Raw genomic sequence first — 18969 nt, forward strand, 5'->3', positions numbered from 1 at the left:
GCGCCGTGGCGCGGATGGTGACAGCTGGGCTGGTCAAAACTTGTAGGCGACCTCGACACCGATGCGGCGCAGACCGCCGGGCGAGATGAACGATCCGCCAAATTCGGCAGCGGTGATGACCTCGTTCAGGTACTCGCGCTTGAGAACGTTGTCGGCGAACACCGTCATCCGCCAGTTTTCACCCTCAAGCCCGGCGCGCAGGTCGAGCACGCCAAAGGCTTCGCGCCGCGTTACGCCATAGTCGGCATCGCCGACAAAAGCCGGCAGCGCGAGCGCCGATCCCGGCAGCAGGCCGCTGAAGATCGTAGGCACGGTATTGTTCTGCAGCGTGTGGAACCAGGTCGGCCCGGTAATGCGGTAATCGGCGCGCACCACCAGATCGAAGGTGCTGGCGATCGGGGCGACCATCTGGCTGCCCAGGTTGATGGTATAATCGGCGGTCGACGGCGACTTGTTGCCCACCGTCTGGGGGCGCGACGCGTTGGCCTTGATCTCGCTTTCGGTGACGTTGAACGCACCGAAGATCGTCCAGCCGGGCGTGACTTCCGCATTCAAATTGAGTTCTGCCCCGTAGAGCTGGACCTCGTCGATGTTCGATACCACGCGCAGCAGGCCAAAGCCGCCGACGAAGAATTCGAAGAACTGCATGTCATCGACATCGGTGTAATAGCCCGCAAGGTCGAAGGTGACCTTGCCATCCAGCAGCGAACCCTTGATGCCCCCTTCAAAGGCGCTCGACGTTTCCTTTCGATAATTGTCGGTGATGCGGACGTCCGAACCGATGAACTGGTTGAACGACTGGTCGATGACCGCCGCTGACCCTGAGTTGTTGAATCCGCCCGCCTTGAAGCCGATTCCCCAGTTCGCATAGAGGTTGACCGCATCGCTCATGGCCCAGCGGAAGGTCAGCTTGGGCTGCAGCTGCTTGTAGCTTTGCGACTTGTCGGCGATCGCGCCGCCCACCTGGCCGGGGTTGATCGGGCCACCGGTGAACGGATCGGTGACCAGGGGCACGCGGTTCGACACGCTGCGGTCTTCGATGTCATAGCGCAGGGCCAGACCGATATTGACCACATCGTTCCAGTTGTAATCCGCCGAACCGAAGGCGGCGTAGACGTCGGTGCTGAACCGGTCGAAATACAGCTGCGTGGTCGGGTTGCTGGTGTTGGGCGCGTTGTAGAGCGAGCGGATGATGCCCTGGCCCAGGTCCGCGCCCAGGCTGACGCCGACATCGCGGCTGATGTTGAGGTAATACGCGCCCAGCTGCCAGTTGAACGGACCATCGCCGGTCGACGAGAGGCGCACTTCGCCGCTGAAGTCTTCCTGCTCGCGGATCTGATATTGCGTGCCGTCGCATGTGGTCGGGCTGTACGGGCCGAAGGTCGATCCGGTCGCGGGCGCGAAGATGAACGGCACCGGGGTCGCCCCGATGAAGCCGGGCTGGTTGACCGGGAAGCCGGTCAGCGCTGCCGTGCTGGCAAAGCAGGAATTCGACGCCGCGACCGACGCGGGCGTGGCGCCGGGGAAGGTGAAGCGGGCAAAGTCTGCCGAGGTGCCGTCTGCCGTCAGCGACTGGTCGACATTGCTGTACAGGCCCCACAGCGTCAACTTGGCGAAGTCGAATTCATGCTCCAGCTTGATTGAGGCATCGAGCGTCGTCTGGTCGTTGGTCGGGCGGATGTTGTTGTAGAAGTTGAACGGGTGGCGGTTCACGTCCTCGAAGAACGCAGGGTTGGCGCCTGCGAAATTGGGCAGATGGAACGCGGCGTTGAACGCGATGGATGCACCGGTGAGGTCCGAATATCGGGCCTTCGCGTCGATTTCGGTGCGGTCGCCCAGTTGCGCGACGAACCTGCCATCGACCGACCAGACCTCCTGGTCATCGATGGTCTTGGAGTTGTTGAGGAAGATGTTGCGATAGAAGCCATCGGTCTTCAGATACGAGCCCGAGAGCACGAACCCGGCGTTTTCGCCCACCGGCACCGAGATGAAGGCGTTGCCGCGATAGGTCTGCTGCTGCGCGGCGCTCAGCTCGATTCCCGCTTCCAGCGTATCGCCAGGCTTCATCGTCTGGATGACGATCGCACCGGCAGCGGCGTTGCGGCCGTAGAGCGCGCCCTGTGGTCCTTTGAGAATTTCGATCTGGCGCAGCGTGCCCTGGTTCTGGTTGAGCTGCGCGGTGTTGGTCTTGAGAATGCCGTCGACGACCAGCGCCACCGAGCTTTCGGCATCGCGCGCACCGTTGATGCCGCGAATGTTGATCTGCGTATCGCCCGCCTCTGCCGTGCCGGTAACGATCGTCACGCCCGGCGTCAGCTGAACGAACTGGTCGGCGGTGTCCACGCCGGTCTTCTGGATCGCATCGGCGGTGAACACGGTGATCGATGCCGGAACATCGGCGAGCTCTTCATTCTGGCGGCGGGCGGTGACGATGATGACATCATCGCTGGCCTCGACCTGATCGGCCTGCTGCGCCAGCGCGGGTGTCGCCAGCGCACTGGCGAGAACGGTGGCCGATGCTGCGGCAAACAAACTGGATATGCGCATGATGTGAACTCCCTGAAATGCTGTGGTTCCCCCGAACCATTTTTGGCTTGTGGCGGCTGTTGTCATGCTGGTCCTCAGACCAGCACGTTGGCTCCGCTCATATAGACATGGACTTCCTGGAACTTGCCGTCGCGCAGGCGCCAGAAATTGGTGTTGGTCAGGCTCGTCACGCTGCCATCGGCGGCGGTCAGGTCTGCGATGAAACTCGCCGCTATCCGCCCATTGGTCTCATCGACGGTGCAAGTGAAATCGCGGTGGACGATGGTTTCGTACGCGCCGAAGAAATCGGCGAACATCCGCTCGATCTCGGCCTTGCCCGCGTGCGTGGTAAAGCTGGTCTGGACGGTGAACAAAGCCTCGTCGTGGAAGCAGGCGAGCGTGGCCGCCATGTCCTTGGCATCGACGCTGGCAAAATAGGTCTGGGTGGCAAACTGGATCAGTTCATCGCGGCTGAGCGTGGGTGCATATTGCATCAGGCGTCCCCTTCTTTCAGCAGATTGTCGCCGCTCATGTAGACGTAGACGTCCTTGAACAGCCGGTCCTCGAGATAGAAGCGGTTGCAGTTTTCATAGCGCAACTGCTCGCCGCCATTGGGCGTGATCAGCACGGTGAACTGCGAGCAGACCGCATTCGATTCCGGGTCTGCGACATGGACGAAATTGCCGTGCCAGATCTGCTCGAAATCGGCGAACAGCTTGACGAACATCGCCCGGATCGCCTCGCGGCCCTCGTGCACGGTGTTCGATGTCACCTCGGTCAGCGTGGCGTCGGGTGCAAAGCAGTTGAGCACCTGATCCATGTTCTTGTTATCGACGCCGTCGAAATACCGCTTGGTGACGATGTCGATATAAAACGGATACGGCAGAGGCACTTGCCCTGCGCCCCCGGGTGACCAGTCTGCCATCAGAACCAACCCTTTCTTATGTCTGCATCCTTGGGCACTTCCGGCATCGGAAACGCCTTTTTGCTGTGCGTCAGCCCGCATTCGATCAGGCCTTCCATGAACTTCCATGCGATCTGGCCCGGGTTTATCACCGGGATCGGCAGGTTGGCGGCGAGGAACGCCGCCGACTGGTGCATGGTGGTGGAGCCGAGCACGATGACGTCGGCGCCGTCCTCTTCCATCGCGCGGGTCGCCTCGGCCTTCAATTTGTCGAAGATCACCTCTTCCTTGCCCGCGAGCAGTTCGGTGACATCGGGCCGGGTGTTGATCGACCGCAGCGAGGCGACGCGGTCCCAGAAGCCATATTCGGTCAGCGTCTTCTGATAGAGCGGGAACCATTCGGGCCACATCGTGAGCACGGCGAACTTCTTGCCCAGCATCATCGCAGCGGCAAACGCAGCCTCACCCGGCCCGATCACCGGGATCGTGAGGCGCGAGCGCAGCGCGCGCAGCCCCGAATCGCTGACGGTATCGATGAGGACGCCCGAATAGCCTTCCTCTTCCGCGGTGACTCCGGCCTGGAACACCGTCCAGTCCATCAGCAGCATGTCGTGATAGCTGTCGCCGAGCGCCGCGCCCCAGGGCACGGCAACGAATTCGGGCACGAAACCGGGGCGGACGAAGTCTGCAGGCAGTTGCTCGGCGCGGGCCGCGACGCCGGCTGCGTCCATGGGGATGGGAACTATAACCTTGATGCGGCGATCATCTGTCATGCGAACCCCCAAGCTGGATCGTTCCATAGGTCGATCCATGGCTTGACGGTATTGTATACAAATGTCTATCGTCAATAGCGAAATTTGGTTGGCATGCGATCAACCGGTTTCGGTTCCGGCCAGGCAAGGGACGCCAAAGGTGGCGGGACTGTGGGATGGGATTGAAAACAATGGAAAAAGCCGCAACACCGCGCGCGTCGGACATTGCTTATGACAAGATCCGGCAGTTCGTGCTGTCGGGGCGTGCCGAACCGGGCGAGCAACTGACCGAAGAGCAGCTGGCGCGCATTTCCGGCGTTTCGCGCACGCCGGTGCGCGAGGCGGTGCGGCGGCTGGAGAACGAACTGCTGATCGTGCGCAGCGATTCCAAGCGGCTGTTCGTCGCCGACTGGACGGCGGGCGACATCGACGAGATGTTCGTTTTGCGTGGCATGCTGGAGGGGCACGCGGCCAGCCGTGCGGCGCGGAACATCACCAGCCGCCAAATCGAGGAGCTGGGCCAGATTTCGGATTTGCTCGATGCGGCAGTCCACGCCAATCCCCCCGATGTGGCCGAGTTTTTGGCGCAAAATCGACGCTTTCACGATATCATCCTCGATGCCGCGCGTTCACCCCGGCTGAGTGCGATGCTGCCGATGCTGGTCGAGCAGCCGGTCGTCCGCCGCACGGCCGCGCAGTATCGCACCGACGAGCTGGTGCAGTCCGCGCGCGAGCATCGCGAGCTGATCACAGCCTTTGCCGCGCGGGATTCGCATTGGGCGAGGGCGGTGATGACCAGCCATATCCGCCGCGCCTTTCATGTGTTCAGCAGCACGGCCATGCGCCGTAGCGAGCAGGTGCAGGCCAATGATTGAACCAATTTCTCGCAGGTCTGGACGAGCAGAATTGAAATGTATACAAACCCCGGCATGAGCAGCCTCCAGATCGTCGAAGTCGGCCCGCGTGACGGGCTGCAGAACGAACCCGATATCGTGTCCACCGCCGACAAGCTGGCGATGATCGGTCGCATGATCGATTCGGGTGCGCGGCGGCTGGAGGTCGCCAGCTTCGTCCATCCCCAGCGCGTGCCGCAGATGGCCGATGCCGAAGCCGTGATCGCCGGGCTGCCGGATCGGGCGGACGTCTCGTACATCGGCCTGACGCTGAACAAGCGCGGCGTGCTGCGCGCGCTGGCGACGCGCGAAGGCGGCAGGCGCGGGGTGGACGAGATCGGCTGCGTCATCGTCGCCACCGACACCTTCGGGCAGAAGAACCAGGGGCAGACGGTGGCAGAAGGCATCGCCGAGGCGAGCGAGATGATCCGCTTTGCCAAGGCAGAAAGCCTGATAGCGCAGGTGACCATCTCTGCCGCGTTCGGTTGTCCGTTCGAGGGCGATGTGCCGCCGCAGCGGGTTGTCGATATCGCCAGGGCGGTGCTTGAGGCCGGGCCCGCGGAGATCGCGCTCGCAGACACCATCGGCGTCGGCGTGCCTGCGCAGGTGACCGATCTGTACGGCCGTCTCGCCGAGTTCGTGCCCGCTGACGTGCGACTGCGCGCACATTTTCACAACACCCGCGGCACCGGCATCGCCAATGCCTGGGCCGCGATCGAGGCTGGGGTGAAGGTGCTGGATGCCAGCCTTGGCGGCCTGGGCGGATGTCCGTTCGCGCCCAAGGCCACCGGCAATATTGCCACCGAAGAGCTGATCTATCTCGCACAGCGGTCAGGAATTGACCACGGCATGGACCTCGACGGTGTGATTGCTGCCAATCGCTGGATGGCCGGAGTTCTTGGCCGCGAGCTGCCATCCCTCGTCGCGCGCGCTGCGGCATAGGGGCGGATCAAATAGTCAATCGTGTCGGCGTTCGCGTCGGCGAGCCAAGGGGTGAAGGAATGAGTTACAGGCTGGGTGTCGATGTGGGCGGCACATTTACCGATCTGCTGCTGTTCGACGAGCAATCGGGTGCGTTCTGGCGGCACAAGACCCCTTCGACACCGCACGACAGCTCCGAGGGCATTCTCGTCGGCGTGCAGGCGATCTGCGCCAGCGCCGGCATCACCCCTGCCGATGTCGAGATTTTCCTCCACGGCACCACCGTCGCCACCAATGCGGTGCTCGAAGGCAAGGGCGCGCGCGTTGGCCTGATCGTTACCGAAGGCTATCGCCAGGTGATGCAGATCGCGCGCAGCTTTGTTCCCGGCGGCCTGGCCGGCTGGATCGTCTGGCCCAAGCCGACCCCGCTCGCAGCTCTCGAAGACACCGTCGAGGTGACTGGCCGCATGTCGGCGCAGGGCGAAGAGATGCGCGGTACCGATGATGCCGATATCCGCGCTGCGCTGGAAAAGCTTAAAAGCCAAGGCGTCGAGGCGCTGACCGTCAGCCTGATGAACGCGTACCTGAACGGCGCGCATGAAAAACGCGTCGCCGAGCTCGCTGCAGAGGTCATGCCCGATGTGCCGATCTCGCTCAGCCACATCGTGCTGCCCGAGATGCAGGAATACGAACGCACGCTGACCACTGTTGCCAATGCTGCGGTGCGCCCGGTCGTCGGCCGCTATGTCCGCAATCTGCGCAGCCGCCTGCGCGATGCCGGCATGGCCGGCAAGCTGGCGCTGCTGCGTTCCGATGGCGGGCTCATGAGCTCCGAAAAGTCGGAAGAGCACCCCGTCTCGCTGCTGATGTCCGGTCCCGCAGGCGGCGTCACCGGCGCGATCTGGGTCGGCAAGAACGCCGGGATCAGGAACATCCTCACGCTCGACGTCGGCGGCACCTCGACCGACGTGGCGCTGATCGAGAATCTGGAGGCGCGCCGGGTGCGCACCACCGAGGTCGGGCATCTGTCGGTCCGCGCCTCGGCCCTCGACGTCAAGACCGTGGGCGCGGGCGGCGGCTCGATCGCCTATGTGCCGGAATTGACCGGCGCGCTGCGTGTCGGCCCGCAATCGGCAGGCGCAGTGCCGGGGCCGGTGGCCTATGGCAAGGGCGGCGAACTGCCCACGGTGACCGACGCCAATGTCGTGCTGGGATACCTGCCCGAAGCCCTGCTCGGGGGCACGTTCAAGCTCGACCGTGAAGGTGCCAAGAAGGCGGTGCAGACCATTGCCGACGCGCTCAAGATCGATCTGTACGCCGCCGCGCGCGGCATCATCGATATCGTCAACGAGAACATGTTCGGCGCGCTGCGCATGATCTCGGTGCAGCAGGGCTATGACCCGCGCGACTTCGCGCTGATGGGCTTTGGCGGCGCGGGCCCGCTGCACGTCAACGCCGTGGCACGGCTGATGGGCAGCTGGCCTGCGGTCTCGCCGGTGAGCCCTGGCGTGCTGTGCGCGCTGGGCGATGCGACGACCCGGATGCGCACCGAAACCGCGCGCAGCTTCTCACGGCTCGCAAGCGCCACCACGCTGGAGGAACTGGGCGGCATCCTCGACGAAATGGCGAGCCAGATCGGCGATGAACTGGTCTCGGAAGGCGTCGCGAAGGAAGACGTCACGATCACCTTCGAGGTCGATGTGCGCTATGCGGGCCAGGCCTTCGAGGTGCCGATGGCGGTCACCCGCGAGGAGCTGCACACGCACGGCATCGAATGGCTGACCGGCAGGTTCGACGAGGAACACCACCGGCTGTTCACCTTCAACATGGATAGCGAGCACGAGATCGTGAACCTGCGCGCCGTCGCGATGGGCCTGGCGCTCGACCTGCCTGCTGCGAAACTTGCTGAGGGCAATGGCGATCCGTCTGCGGCCAAGCTGCGAGATCACGAATTGTGGATGGACGGGGCGATGATGCCCGCCGTCATCTACGACCGCTCGAAGCTGCTCGCAGGCGACGTGATCCCCGGCCCTGCCATCGTCATCGAAATGGATTCCACCACGCTGATCGAAGCCGACTGCACCGGCACCGTCGATGCCGTCGGCAACATCCTGATCACGCTCAAGACGGGGAACTGAACTCATGCCCGCCACCATCATTCAGACCAACACCACCCCGTTCGAGAAGCAGACCATCGATCCGGTCAGCCTCGACATCATCGAAAACGCGCTGCGCAACGCGCGCATTGAAATGGACGCGACGCTGGTGCGTACCGCCATGTCGCCCGGCATCCGCGAACAGGGCGATGCCTTCCCGCTGATCGCAGACCATCTCGGTCGCATGATCGTCGGCCAGTTCGGCAGCTTCATCGGCGGCTTCCTCGAGGGCTATGACGGCACGCTCGAGGATGGCGACATGATCTTCCTGTCCGATCCCTATTCGGTCGGCGGCGCGATCAGCCATTGCAACGACTGGCTGGTGCTGCTGCCCGTGTTCAAGGACGGCCGCCTGCTCGCCTATACCGCGATGTTCGGCCACCAGAGCGACATCGGCGGCAAGGTTCCCGGATCGATGCCGATCGATGCGACCAACATCTTCCAGGAGGGCGTGCGCATTCCGCCGGTGAAGATCTACAAGCAGGGCGTCTATAACGAGGACCTGGTCAAGCTGGTGCTGCACCAGAGCCGCACGCCTGCGTGGTGCGCGGCCGACCTCAACGCGCTGATCGCCTCGTGCCGCGTGGCCGCGCGCCGCGTCATCGAGATGAGTGAGCGCTTCGGCGTCGATACCTATGTCTCGGCGACGCAGGAACTGCTCGCACGCAACCATCGCGCGATGAAGGTGCTGCTGTCTCAGGCGATCAGCGAAGATCCGGTGAGCTTCGAGGATTACATCTGTGACGACGGCATGGGCTATGGCCCGTACAAGCTGAAGTGCACGATGTGGCGCGATGGCGACAAGGTGATCCTCGATTTCGACGGCACCGATCCGCAAAGCCAGGCCTCGATCAACTTCCTGCTCAACGAGAACATGTTCAAGATGTTCTTCGGCATCTACATGATCATGGTCTTCGATCCGCAGATCCTGTTCAACGACGGGTTCTACGACCTGATCGAGGTGCGCATTCCCGATGGGTCGCTGCTCAAGCCGCGCTATCCCGCCGCGCTGTCGGGCCGCACCCACGCACTGGGCCGCATCTTCGACATCCTGGGCGGGCTGCTCGGCCAGAAGACGCCCGAGTTTTTGAACGCCGCCGGTTTCTCCTCGTCGCCGCACCTGTTCTATGCGGGCACCGACAAGAAGGGTGACTGGTTCCAGCTGTTCCAGATCGGCTTTGGCGGCATTCCGGGGCGGCCGATGGGCGATGGCCCCGATGGCCATTCGCTGTGGCCGGGCTTTACCAACGTGCCCAACGAGTTCCTCGAGCGGTACTTCCCACTGGTGATCGAACGCTATGAGACCGTGCCCGACAGCGGCGGCGCAGGCCTGCACCGCGGCGGCAATGGCATTATCATGACCTACCGCTTCCTCGAGCCCGGCGTCATCGCCATCCACGATGATCGCTGGTTCGTGCCGCCCTGGGGCGTCAACGGCGGCAAGCCAGGCGCGCGCGCGCGCAAGATCCTGGAAAAGGCCGATGGCACGCAGACCATCGTCGGCAACAAGGTCGAGGACGTCCGCATCGAAGCGGGCGATGTGCTGCACTTCATCACCTGGGGCGGCGGCGGCTGGGGCGATCCGCTGGAGCGCGCACCCGAGCTGGTCGCCAAGGAAATCCGCCAGGGGCTGGTGACGTCCGAAGGCGCGAAGGCCTATGGCGTGATCGCCGATGCCGATGGCGTGCTCGACATGGCCGCTACCGAGGCGCTGCGCACCAAGATGCGCGCTGAGCGCAGCGATCTGCCCTTGTTCGATTACGGCCCGAGCATTGAGGAGCTGCGTGCCAACTGCCTCGCTGAAACCGGGCTGCCCGCACCGATCCAGCCGCGCTGGAATACGCACGCCATCGCTGCAGAATAAGGGAAACACTCGATGAACCAGGAGAACCAGGGTGCATTGGCGGGCATCCGTGTCATCGAACTGGGGCAGCTGATTGCAGGACCGTTCTGCGGCCAGCTGCTGGGTGACATGGGCGCGGAAGTCATCAAGGTCGAACCCCCCGCCGTCGATGGCAAGGGCGGGGGCGATCCGATGCGCGCCTGGGGTCATGGCGAACACAAATTGTGGTGGGAGGTCGTTGCCCGCAACAAGAAGTCGGTCAGCGCCAACCTGCGCGTGCCGGAAGGGCAGGAGATCGTGCGCAAGCTGATCGCACAGGCCGATATCCTGATCGAGAACTTCAAGCCCGGCACGATCGAGAAATGGGGGCTGGGACCTGATGCACTGCACGCCATCAACCCGCGGCTGATCATCGTGCGCGTGTCAGGCTATGGCCAGACGGGGCCGTATTCATCGCGCGCTGGCTTTGGCGGTATCGGCGAGGCGATGGGCGGATGGCGCGCGATCGTCGGTGATCCCGATCGCCCGCCCAGCCGCATGGGGGTTTCGATCGGGGATTCGCTCGCTGCCACTTATGGCTGCATGGGCGCGCTTGCCGCGCTGCATGCCAGGGAGCGCACCGGCAAGGGCCAGGTTGTCGACAGCGCGCTCTATGAAGCCGTGCTGCAGGTGATGGAAAGCCTGGTGCCCGAATATATGGTCGGCGGCCATGTCCGCCAGCGCACCGGATCGATCCTGGAAGGCGTCGCGCCAAGCAATGTCTATCAGTGCAGCGATGGCGAATATCTGATCGGCGCCAACCAGGATGCGGTGTTCGCGCGGCTGTGCGCGGCGATGGGGCGGCCTGAGCTCGCCAGCGATCCGCGCTACGCCACCCATCTGGCGCGCGGCGAGCGGCAGAAGGAGCTCGACGACCTGATCGAAGCCTGGACCAAGACGCTCACCGTCGCTGAGGTCGAGGCGCTGATGATCGAGTTCAGCGTGCCCGCGGGCCGGATTTTCGGTGCATCGGACATGCTGGAGGACGAGCACTTCAAGGCGCGCGAGGCTTTGGTCGAGGTGGACAGCCCGCGCTGGGGCAAATTCGCCATGCAGAACAGCTTTCCCAAGCTGTCCGACACGCCGAGCAGCATCCGCACGCTCGCCCCGCAGAGCATCGGCGAGCATAATGCTGAAGTTTATGGCGATCTGCTGGGGCTCGACGAACAGGCTATCGCCGAGCTGAAGGCGACGGGCGCGGTGTAACGCTTCGGCTGGTTAGCTTCGTTCTCCGGCGAACGCGGGCCGTTGGCATAACCGTTGTGCATACGTCCCTCGACTTCGCTCGGGAACACGGGCGATTGGGACTGGCGCGTCTTCGATGTCCCATAGGTAACTACACATCCAAGCAGATTATCGGTTTGCTAACGCTCTCCCCCGTCTGTCCCGAGCGAAGTCGAGGGACGTTGTGCGCCCTCATCCCAATCCCGCCAGATGCGCCAGCACTTCGGCCTCGCTGACGACGTCGGCATATTTGGCGTTCATGTCGAACAGGTTCGCCTCGTGCGGGGCCTGGTGGCGGTCACCGCAGGCATCGGCAACGACGATGGGGATGAAGCCATGGCTTGAGGTGTCGACGCAGCTCGCGCGCACGCAACCGCTGGTCGAAAGTCCGGTCAAAATCACGCTGTCCACGCCCATCGCGGTCAAGGTCGCGGCGAGCGAGGTGCCGAAGAACGCGCTGGGATATTGCTTGGAAATCACCAGTTCATCGGCATTGGGCTCGAGCCCTTCAGGCCATGCGCCCATCGGTGAACCGGCGACGAACACCTCAAGCAACGGCGTCTTCTGCATGAAGCGCCCGCCATCGACCATGCTGGGGTGATAGACGACATTGGTGTAGATGATCGGGATGCCCACTACGCGCGCGGCATCGCGCACGCGGATGGCGCTGGCCAGTGCATCCTCCACGCCTGCAAACAGCACGCAATCCGGGTCGAAATAGGCCTGGACGAAATCGATCAGCAGCAGCGCGGGGCGCTTGCCGAAGCCGATGCGGTTGCCGAACACCCCGGCATAGTTCGATTGCGCGTCTGATGCCGTCATGACCTGTTGCTCCCCCGTTCGATCAGGCTGCGCGCGCCGATTCGCGCGTGCAATGCCGAAAGGATAAGCTCAACAGGCTGGGGCGGCGGAATGCAAGCGGCTGGCTCCGCTGTGCGGATGAATGGCCCCGCGAAAACCATCGAACTGTGCCGCGATCACGCGAGCATAGGGTTCAGAGCCTTGAGCCAGCACCAGATCGCTGTCCTCCCAAAAAAGCAGCCCGCGCCGTTCGAATTCGGTCAGAACGGCGCGGGCAGTAGGGAGGAACTCTTGCGGCAGGGTGGCGCGGCCCTGGCACAGCAATGCGTTGATGATGGCACTTCGCCGCGCATCGTCGGCATTGAGCGAGACGCCGCGTGTTGCCGTCAACCGACCCTCGCCGATGAGGGTGCGATAGGGGCCTGCGTTCTTCTCGTTCTGCACGATCAGGCCGGGAAGAATGCTGATCGCGCTCGCGCCGAAGCCCAGCAGTGATGTCGCGCCGTCGTGCGTGAAGCCCTGGAAGTTGCGGTTCACCCGGTTCTCGCGCGCGGCAACCGCCAGCGGATCGCCGGGCAGGGCGAAATGATCGAACCCGACAGGCACATAGCCGGCAGCGGTGAGCGTGAGGTAACCGAACGCGGCCTGCTCGAAGCGTTCGCGGTCATCCGGCAGATCGCTGGCGTCGATCCGCTTCTGCCGGGGGATCATGGCGGGCAGATGCGCATAGCCGAACAGCGCGATGCGGCTGGGGGCGAGGCGGATCGTCTGTTGCAGCGTGGCGTCGAGATCATCGAGATGCTGGCCGGGCAGGCCGTACATCAGATCGAAATTGATCGCATCGATGCCGCGCATCCGAAGCGACGTCATTGCCGTTTCGATATGGTCCAGCGGCTGGATACGGCCGATCGCGGCCTGAATGTGCGGGGCAAAGGTCTGAACGCCCATGCTGACCCGGGTTACCTGAGACGAGGCCAGCACCAGCGCCCATTCGGAGGTGAAATTGCGCGGGTCGATCTCGATCGAGATTTCGGGGCGGCTGCAATCGAACACCGTCATGATCCGGTCGAGCAGACGGACGAACTCGACCGGCGCGATCGCATTGGGGCTGCCGCCGCCAAAGGCGATATGCTTCACCCGTCCGCGCCCACCCAGCCGCTTGGCGACCAGCGCAATCTCGGCGCGCAGCGCGGTGAGATAATCGGTCAGCCGGTGCTTGCGGTTGGCGGCCCCCGTGTTGCATCCGCAATACCAGCAGATCTGCTCGCAATAGGGGATATGGATGTACAGCGACAGCGCCGTCCCCGATTCCACGCCATCGAGCGCGCGCATATACTCTGCGGCCCCCACATCCTCGCCGAAATCGGCGGCGGTGGGGTAGCTCGTGTAGCGCGGCACGGGGCGGCTGAGCAGATCGGGGTGATAGGTCCACATGCCTGCACCTTATGGGGCCTGGGCACAGGGGTCTTTGACGGAGGTCAAAATTGGCAGGTCTTGCGCAATAGTTTCAATGGCGGTTGGCCAGAGTGCGGCGCACCTGCCACGCGGCTTCAGAAATTCGACCAGTCGTCGTCGGAAACATCGGGCTTCAGCGCCAGGTTGCCCGAAACCATCGGCGCGCGGGTCCTGGTGCGCTGTGGTTGCCGGTGGGCCGGCATCCGCGCGGCATCAGGCCTGCGCGATCCGGTTTCAAAGGCCTGGACCATGTTCGCCAGATCGGTCGCCTCTTCGGCCAGGCTGCGGGCCGCGGCGTTCGACTGTTCGACCATCGCGGCGTTCTGCTGCGTCATCTTGTCCATTTCACCGACCGACAGGTTCACCTGCTGCAGCCGTTGCGCCTGATTTTGTGCGGAATCGGCAATTTCGGTGATCCGCGCGTTGATCGCGGCCACGCGTTCGCCGATCTGCAGCAGCACCGATCCGGTTTCATCGACCATCGCCACGCCTTCTGCGACCGACTCGTTCGACGCATTGATCAGTGCCTTGATGTCGCTGGCGGCATCGGCCGATCGCTGCGCCAGCGCGCGGACCTCGTTCGCCACAACGGCAAAGCCCTTGCCCGCGTCGCCGGCACGGGCCGCCTCGACGCCGGCGTTCAGCGCCAGCAGATTGGTCTGGAAAGCGATGCCATCAATCACATCGATGATGTTGGTGATCTGGTTGGCGGATTTCTGGATATTGCCCATGGCACCCACGGCGCGGTTGACGACGGTTGCCCCTTCGCTGGTGCTGCTGTGCGCATCGGACACCTGGCGCCCCACCTCCAGTGCGCTGCGCGCGGTTTTCTGCACCATCTCGGTGACCTCGTGCATTGCAGCAGCGCTCTCTTCCAGATTGGCCGCCTGCTTTTCCGTGCGCTGCGCCAGGTCACCCGACGCAGAGCGGATTTCCGCTGCGCCGGTGAGCACGTTGCTGGTCGATGATGTGGTGTGGGCCAGTACGTCGCACAGTTCGTCGGTTGCGCTGTTGTAGCTGATGCGCAGGGCCTCGAATTCCGGCGGGAACGGGGTGCTGATGCGATGGGTCAGGTTCTTGGCCGCCAGCGCTTCCAGCCCTGCCGTCAGTTCGCGCACCATCACCAGTTGCTGTTCGGCAGCGACGGACATGAGCGATGACTGGCGGAACACCTCGATGGCTGAAACCATCTCGGCAATCTCGGTCATCGGCGTGTTCACCTGCGTTTTGACGTCCAGATTGCCGGCCGCCATTGCGCGCATCACATCGGCCACGGCCTTGAGCGGGTTGGTGATGTGGCGCCCCAGCAGCACGTTCGCCGCTGCCAGCACCAGTGCCAGCACAAGGCCCGCCAGCACCATCGTCCAGATGGCAAAGGAGACATGTTCAGCGCCGGTTGTGCGCGCGGTTTGCTGGAACGCGCCGCTTTGCGTCACCAGCGTGTCGATCTCGCGGCGGTGCTGGGCATAGGCCTTGGCCAACCGATCAACGCTGGCCGCTACGGCTGCCTCATCGCCACGCTTCAGACTGGGGATGAGCGACGTGTCGACTTCCGCAAAGAACCGACTGGCTGGCGCGTCTACCTGCTTCAACTGAGCTTTCAGCTCATCAGGCAGGGTTGATGCAGCCCAGTATTCCTGCCGAGCGTGATATTCGTCCTGCAGCTGCTTGAGCCGATCCATATGCCGCTGGGCAAGCTGCGGTTCGGCCATTGCCAATCGCGCTTCGAGATAGGATTCAATCAGGTAGACGGGGGGCGGCAATATGTCGGCAATCAGATCGGACGATTGCTGGTTGAGGTTCGAAATGGGGCCGCCCACGCTGATCGTGTTGATGGTGACGCCGATGTAAAGCGCCGCGACTGCGACGGTGGAGAAGATGATCGCTGATCCTGCCAGTAGAGCCCTGCTGATATTCACGATGCATCCCCTCCCGTCAGCAATCGATTGCCATCATCCCAAGTTACAGATCATTTCGTTCATTCTGGCTCTGCGTCGACCAGTTCAACGCGCGCAGAGTATCACCTCCTTTACCGAACAACCGGTGAAGTAGTGGTTAATGAACGTTTGACTGTCAGTCGGTGGAGGTAAGGGCCAAGTCCTGTAAGGATTTTCGGGCGTGCCGGTCAGTGATCAGAGAGTATAGCGGCTCCTTGAGTATCGAATGTTCAAAATCGACTGGTACTTGGTCAAAAGTTCGACCAGGCGTCTATCTGGCTGTTGACCTTGAGCGCCAGATTACCCGACGTTATGGCTGTGCGGGCAGAAGGGCGGTGATGGGGCCGGGTCATGGGCATCCGGCTGACTTCCGCCTTGTGGGCAACGGTCTGGAATGCCTGAACCAATCCGGCGAGCTGGGTCGCTTCTTCGGAAAGGCTGCGTGCCGCAGCGTTCGACTGCTCGACCATGGCGGCGTTCTGCTGGGTCATCTTGTCCATTTCGTTCACTGCCATGTTGACCTGTTGCAGACGCAGCGCCTGATTATGGGCTGAAGAGGCGATATCGCTGATCCTGGCATTGATGGCGGCGACGCTCTGGCCGATCTGCAGCAGCACCGAACCGGTCTCGTCGACCAGCGCAACGCCCTCCGCAACGGAATCGTTCGACGCGGTGATCAGCGACTTGATGTCGTGCGCGGCGTCGGCAGAACGCTGGGCCAGCGCGCGCACCTCATTGGCGACAACGGCAAAGCCCTTGCCGGCCTCGCCCGCCCGGGCCGCCTCGACCCCGGCATTCAATGCCAGCAGATTGGTTTGGAAGGCGATGCCATCGATCACATTGATGATGTTGGTGATCTCGCTGGCGGACTTCTGGATCGTGCCCATGGCAGTGACCGCGCGATGGACCACCGTGCCGCCGTCGGTAGCGCTGGTGTGCGCTTCCGACACCTGCTTGCCGACCTCTGCGGCGTTCTGCGCGGTCTTGTGCACCATTTCGGTGACCTCGCGCATCGCCGCTGCGCTTTCCTCGAGGCTGGCGGCTTGCTGCTCGGTGCGCTGGGCCAGATCGTCCGAAGCGCAGCGGATTTCACCTGCGCCGGTCAGCACGTTGCTGGTCGATGATACCGTATGGGTGAGCACTTCGCACAATTCCGCCGTGGTCTTGTTGAAGCTCACCCGCAGCGGGTCATATTCGGCCGGAAAGCTCGCATCGATGCGATAGGCCAGGTTCTTGGCCGCCAGGGCATCGAGGCCGGTGGTCAATTCGCGTACAATGAACGCCTGCTTTTCCTCGGATGCAAGCCGCGCCTGCGAGGATTTGCGGAAGACCTCGATCGCCCGCAGCATGTCCGCGATCTCTTCCATCGGTTGCTGGATGTTCGCCTTCGCCTCAAGATCGCCGCCCGCCATGCGCCTCATGGCGTCGGCCACCGATTTGAGCGGGTTGATCGCAAATCGGCTGAGAAGGACGTTGGCACCGACCATTACCACTGCCAGCACCAGTCCTGCCAGCGCCATGGTCCAGAAGGCGAACGCAACCCGGCTTTCACCGGCCTGTTTTGTTGCGGCCTGATAGGCTGCGGTCTGTGCGACAAGGGCATCGATTTCGCGGCGATGGGCAGCATAATCGGCGGCCAGACGCACACCGCTGGTGGCGGCTGCAGCCTGATCGCCGCGCTGCAGGCTGGGCAGAAGCTGGGTTTCGATCTCGGCATAGAACTGGCGTGCAGGCTGATCGACCCGAACAAGCTGCGCCTTGAGGCTTTCAGGCAGCGTTGAGGTCTCCCAGTGCTTCTGGCGGGTCTCGTATTCGGCCTTGAGTGTCTGGAGCCGTTCTGTGCGGCGGGCAAGTTCGCGCGGGTTGGTAATCGCCAGCCGCGCTTCGAGGTAGGATTCGAGGATGTAGACCGGAGGAGGCAGGATATCGGCGACGAGATCAGACGCCTGCTGGTTCTGTTCGGCAATGGGGCCACCTACGCTGATCGTGCTGATGGTGCTAGCCAGATACAATGCGGCGGCAGCCACCGTGGCGAAGATGGCAACCGATCCAGTCAGTGTCGCCCGTTTCAAGTCCATACCACTACCCTCTTGTCTCGATCGATGGTGGCGTGAGCCACAATCGATTGCGCCGCCAGGATGAGTGGCTGGCGGTCCCCCCATTTTGGGGGTGACGCCTCCTATTCCGGCGTGGCTGAAACAATGGTTAATTTTTGGACCGATAGTCTTCACTATGAAGCTATACACCCCCCAAATCCGGGGGTACGTCGCCGAGGAGATCGTGTCGCAAATGTTGATCGCGATCAGGCTGAAAACGATTGTAACGCGCCCATCGGGCCTATGGGCGACCAGATTTAATCGTTTTATATCAATAGCTTCTGGAATCACGCGAACTCCTGGCGAGCGGATTGGCTCTGCGTTCGGGGCGGCGCGCCAAGGTTAACGCAAATGGTTAACAACACTTCAGTTCGCCCCGTGGGGCGGCAGCAATCTATTGTCTGTCGAATTGTAAATTGTTTCGATGCCCCGCTGCCGGGGCCCGCGCAACCGCTACACCGCCGTCATTTTTACCGTGAAACGACCGGTTCCAGCCGAATCATCCGCCTCCGATTCGGGTAAATTTGCGCAGTTACATCCGTCGCGGAACGCTCTGGCAGTCCCATCGTACCCTGATGTGTCGGGACGGGTGACAAAGGAGAGACAACATGCACAACAGCTTTGTATCCGCCATATTTGATGATCAGCGCGCCGCCGGGCAGGCGGTGGAGCAACTGCGTTCCGCCGGGGTTGCGGACAGCGCGATCTCGATCATCGCACGGTCAGACAGCGGCAAGGCGACGACAACCGATGGTTCGGGCGAAGAGCAGACCCGCGATATCGTCGGTACTGCGGCAGCCGGTGCAGGGCTGGGCGCCCTGTTCGGTATCGCCGCATTGGCGATCCCCGGTGTGGGTCCGTTCATCGCTGCCGGTGCGATCGCCGAGGCGGCTGTCGGCGGCGCTGCGATCACCGGGACAGCAATCGGCGCGGCGGCCGGTGGCCTGCTGGGCGTGCTTACCAGCCATGGCGTCGAAGAGGACGAGGCGCGCTTTTACGAGGAACGGATGACCGACGGGGGAATCTTCGTGTCGGTCGATGCGGATTCCGCCGGAATGTCCGCAGACCATCTGCGCGATATCCTGTTCGGCGCGGGCGGTTACTCATCCACGCAGGGACGCAGCGGCACGCTGGCCTGATCGCCTGTAACGGCTCCACTGCCCCATCCCTTTCCCGACGGGGGAGGGGGTGGGTGCGTGGCGTTCAGGCGCGGTCAGCAGTGCGAGCCCGTTTTCTTGCCCGCATGTTTGCTGCGGCGTTCATTTGCAGCGTGACAGGCCTTTGCACAATCGCTGCCCTTCTTGCCGGGCATGTCGTCTTCGCCTGGAATAACGATCAAGCTGCTGCCGCCATTGCAGTTGCTTACCTCGATCATTCGGGCGTCGGCGCGGGCCAAGGGGGCATGGACCAGTGCGAACACGA

15 protein-coding genes are annotated in these 18969 nt (G+C 63.0%); 6 read left to right on the plus strand and 9 right to left on the minus strand.

Annotation, left to right across the window (positions count from 1 at the left end; translation table 11 throughout):
• Nucleotides 1–33: 33 nt before the first annotated feature.
• From D618_RS0113995 to D618_RS0114010, 4 genes are all read right to left on the minus strand, one after another.
• The gene (locus tag D618_RS0113995; RefSeq protein WP_026091686.1) at nucleotides 34–2547 is read right to left on the minus strand and encodes a TonB-dependent receptor; all 2514 of its coding nucleotides are present in this window, start codon (nucleotides 2545–2547) and stop codon (nucleotides 34–36) included.
• Between the two features lie 74 nt (nucleotides 2548–2621).
• Nucleotides 2622–3020, minus strand: a complete 399-nt coding sequence (locus D618_RS0114000) for a nuclear transport factor 2 family protein (RefSeq protein WP_017672156.1) — start codon at nucleotides 3018–3020, stop codon at nucleotides 2622–2624.
• Nucleotides 3020–3451 (minus strand): nuclear transport factor 2 family protein, encoded by a 432-nt coding sequence (locus tag D618_RS0114005; RefSeq protein WP_026091687.1) that lies wholly within the window; start codon nucleotides 3449–3451, stop codon nucleotides 3020–3022. Before D618_RS0114005 ends, D618_RS0114000 begins: the two co-directional genes overlap by 1 nt.
• On the minus strand, nucleotides 3451–4203 hold the full coding sequence (locus D618_RS0114010) for an aspartate/glutamate racemase family protein (RefSeq protein WP_017672158.1): 753 nt from the start codon (nucleotides 4201–4203) through the stop codon (nucleotides 3451–3453). Before D618_RS0114010 ends, D618_RS0114005 begins: the two co-directional genes overlap by 1 nt.
• Nucleotides 4204–4373: 170 nt before the next feature.
• On the opposite strand from D618_RS0114010, the gene D618_RS0114015 reads away from it, so the two are divergent.
• The 5 genes from D618_RS0114015 to D618_RS0114035 are packed head-to-tail and all read left to right on the plus strand — an operon-like array spanning nucleotide 4374 to nucleotide 11240.
• Nucleotides 4374–5057 (plus strand): GntR family transcriptional regulator, encoded by a 684-nt coding sequence (locus D618_RS0114015; protein WP_017672159.1) that lies wholly within the window; start codon nucleotides 4374–4376, stop codon nucleotides 5055–5057.
• 54 nt (nucleotides 5058–5111) lie between these two features.
• Complete coding sequence (locus D618_RS0114020; RefSeq protein ID WP_017672160.1) at nucleotides 5112–6017, plus strand: hydroxymethylglutaryl-CoA lyase; 906 nt, start codon at nucleotides 5112–5114, stop codon at nucleotides 6015–6017.
• Nucleotides 6018–6076: 59 nt separating this feature from the next.
• Complete coding sequence (locus tag D618_RS0114025) at nucleotides 6077–8134, plus strand: hydantoinase/oxoprolinase family protein (RefSeq protein WP_017672161.1); 2058 nt, start codon at nucleotides 6077–6079, stop codon at nucleotides 8132–8134.
• 4 nt (nucleotides 8135–8138) lie between these two features.
• Nucleotides 8139–10016 carry a hydantoinase B/oxoprolinase family protein gene (locus tag D618_RS0114030; RefSeq protein WP_017672162.1) on the plus strand — a complete coding sequence of 626 codons (1878 nt, stop codon included), beginning with the start codon at nucleotides 8139–8141 and terminating at the stop codon, nucleotides 10014–10016.
• 12 nt (nucleotides 10017–10028) lie between these two features.
• Nucleotides 10029–11240 (plus strand): CoA transferase, encoded by a 1212-nt coding sequence (locus D618_RS0114035; RefSeq protein ID WP_017672163.1) that lies wholly within the window; start codon nucleotides 10029–10031, stop codon nucleotides 11238–11240.
• A 210-nt stretch (nucleotides 11241–11450) separates the two neighbouring features.
• Here the strand turns inward: D618_RS0114035 and D618_RS0114040 are convergent, their stop codons facing one another.
• The 4 genes from D618_RS0114040 to D618_RS18530 all read right to left on the minus strand — a co-directional run bounded on the left by D618_RS0114040 (nucleotide 11451) and on the right by D618_RS18530 (nucleotide 17529).
• Complete coding sequence (locus D618_RS0114040) at nucleotides 11451–12080, minus strand: isochorismatase family protein (protein WP_017672164.1); 630 nt, start codon at nucleotides 12078–12080, stop codon at nucleotides 11451–11453.
• Nucleotides 12081–12149: 69 nt separating this feature from the next.
• Nucleotides 12150–13493, minus strand: a complete 1344-nt coding sequence (gene hemN / locus D618_RS0114045; RefSeq protein ID WP_017672165.1) for an oxygen-independent coproporphyrinogen III oxidase — start codon at nucleotides 13491–13493, stop codon at nucleotides 12150–12152.
• A gap of 116 nt (nucleotides 13494–13609) precedes the next feature.
• Entirely contained in the window at nucleotides 13610–15433 is a 1824-nt protein-coding gene (locus D618_RS18525) for a methyl-accepting chemotaxis protein (protein ID WP_017672166.1), read from the minus strand.
• Nucleotides 15434–15702: 269 nt separating this feature from the next.
• Nucleotides 15703–17529: a HAMP domain-containing methyl-accepting chemotaxis protein gene (locus D618_RS18530; RefSeq protein WP_017672167.1), complete on the minus strand. Its 1827-nt coding sequence runs from the start codon at nucleotides 17527–17529 to the stop codon at nucleotides 15703–15705.
• Nucleotides 17530–18155: 626 nt separating this feature from the next.
• On the opposite strand from D618_RS18530, the gene D618_RS18535 reads away from it, so the two are divergent.
• The gene (locus tag D618_RS18535) at nucleotides 18156–18686 is read left to right on the plus strand and encodes a hypothetical protein (protein WP_017672168.1); all 531 of its coding nucleotides are present in this window, start codon (nucleotides 18156–18158) and stop codon (nucleotides 18684–18686) included.
• Between the two features lie 74 nt (nucleotides 18687–18760).
• Here D618_RS18535 and D618_RS20080 read toward each other — a convergent pair whose 3' ends face one another.
• Complete coding sequence (locus tag D618_RS20080) at nucleotides 18761–18922, minus strand: hypothetical protein (RefSeq protein WP_238550687.1); 162 nt, start codon at nucleotides 18920–18922, stop codon at nucleotides 18761–18763.
• Between the last annotated feature and the right edge of the window lie 47 nt (nucleotides 18923–18969).

It is taken from the genome of Blastomonas sp. AAP53, assembly GCF_000331245.1.
Taxonomy (GTDB): Bacteria; Pseudomonadota; Alphaproteobacteria; order Sphingomonadales; family Sphingomonadaceae; genus Blastomonas.

Coding starts and splice junctions, on each gene's coding strand:
- D618_RS0114030 (WP_017672162.1), top strand. CDS start 8,139: ATGCCCGCCACCATCATTCAGACCAACACCACCCCGTTCGAGAAGCAG.
- D618_RS18535 (WP_017672168.1), top strand. CDS start 18,156: ATGCACAACAGCTTTGTATCCGCCATATTTGATGATCAGCGCGCCGCC.
- D618_RS0114005 (WP_026091687.1), bottom strand. CDS start 3,451: ATGGCAGACTGGTCACCCGGGGGCGCAGGGCAAGTGCCTCTGCCGTAT.
- D618_RS0113995 (WP_026091686.1), bottom strand. CDS start 2,547: ATGCGCATATCCAGTTTGTTTGCCGCAGCATCGGCCACCGTTCTCGCC.
- D618_RS0114040 (WP_017672164.1), bottom strand. CDS start 12,080: ATGACGGCATCAGACGCGCAATCGAACTATGCCGGGGTGTTCGGCAAC.
- D618_RS18530 (WP_017672167.1), bottom strand. CDS start 17,529: ATGGACTTGAAACGGGCGACACTGACTGGATCGGTTGCCATCTTCGCC.
- D618_RS0114000 (WP_017672156.1), bottom strand. CDS start 3,020: ATGCAATATGCACCCACGCTCAGCCGCGATGAACTGATCCAGTTTGCC.
- hemN (WP_017672165.1), bottom strand. CDS start 13,493: ATGTGGACCTATCACCCCGATCTGCTCAGCCGCCCCGTGCCGCGCTAC.
- D618_RS0114015 (WP_017672159.1), top strand. CDS start 4,374: ATGGAAAAAGCCGCAACACCGCGCGCGTCGGACATTGCTTATGACAAG.
- D618_RS0114020 (WP_017672160.1), top strand. CDS start 5,112: ATGAGCAGCCTCCAGATCGTCGAAGTCGGCCCGCGTGACGGGCTGCAG.
- D618_RS20080 (WP_238550687.1), bottom strand. CDS start 18,922: ATGATCGAGGTAAGCAACTGCAATGGCGGCAGCAGCTTGATCGTTATT.
- D618_RS0114025 (WP_017672161.1), top strand. CDS start 6,077: ATGAGTTACAGGCTGGGTGTCGATGTGGGCGGCACATTTACCGATCTG.
- D618_RS0114010 (WP_017672158.1), bottom strand. CDS start 4,203: ATGACAGATGATCGCCGCATCAAGGTTATAGTTCCCATCCCCATGGAC.
- D618_RS0114035 (WP_017672163.1), top strand. CDS start 10,029: ATGAACCAGGAGAACCAGGGTGCATTGGCGGGCATCCGTGTCATCGAA.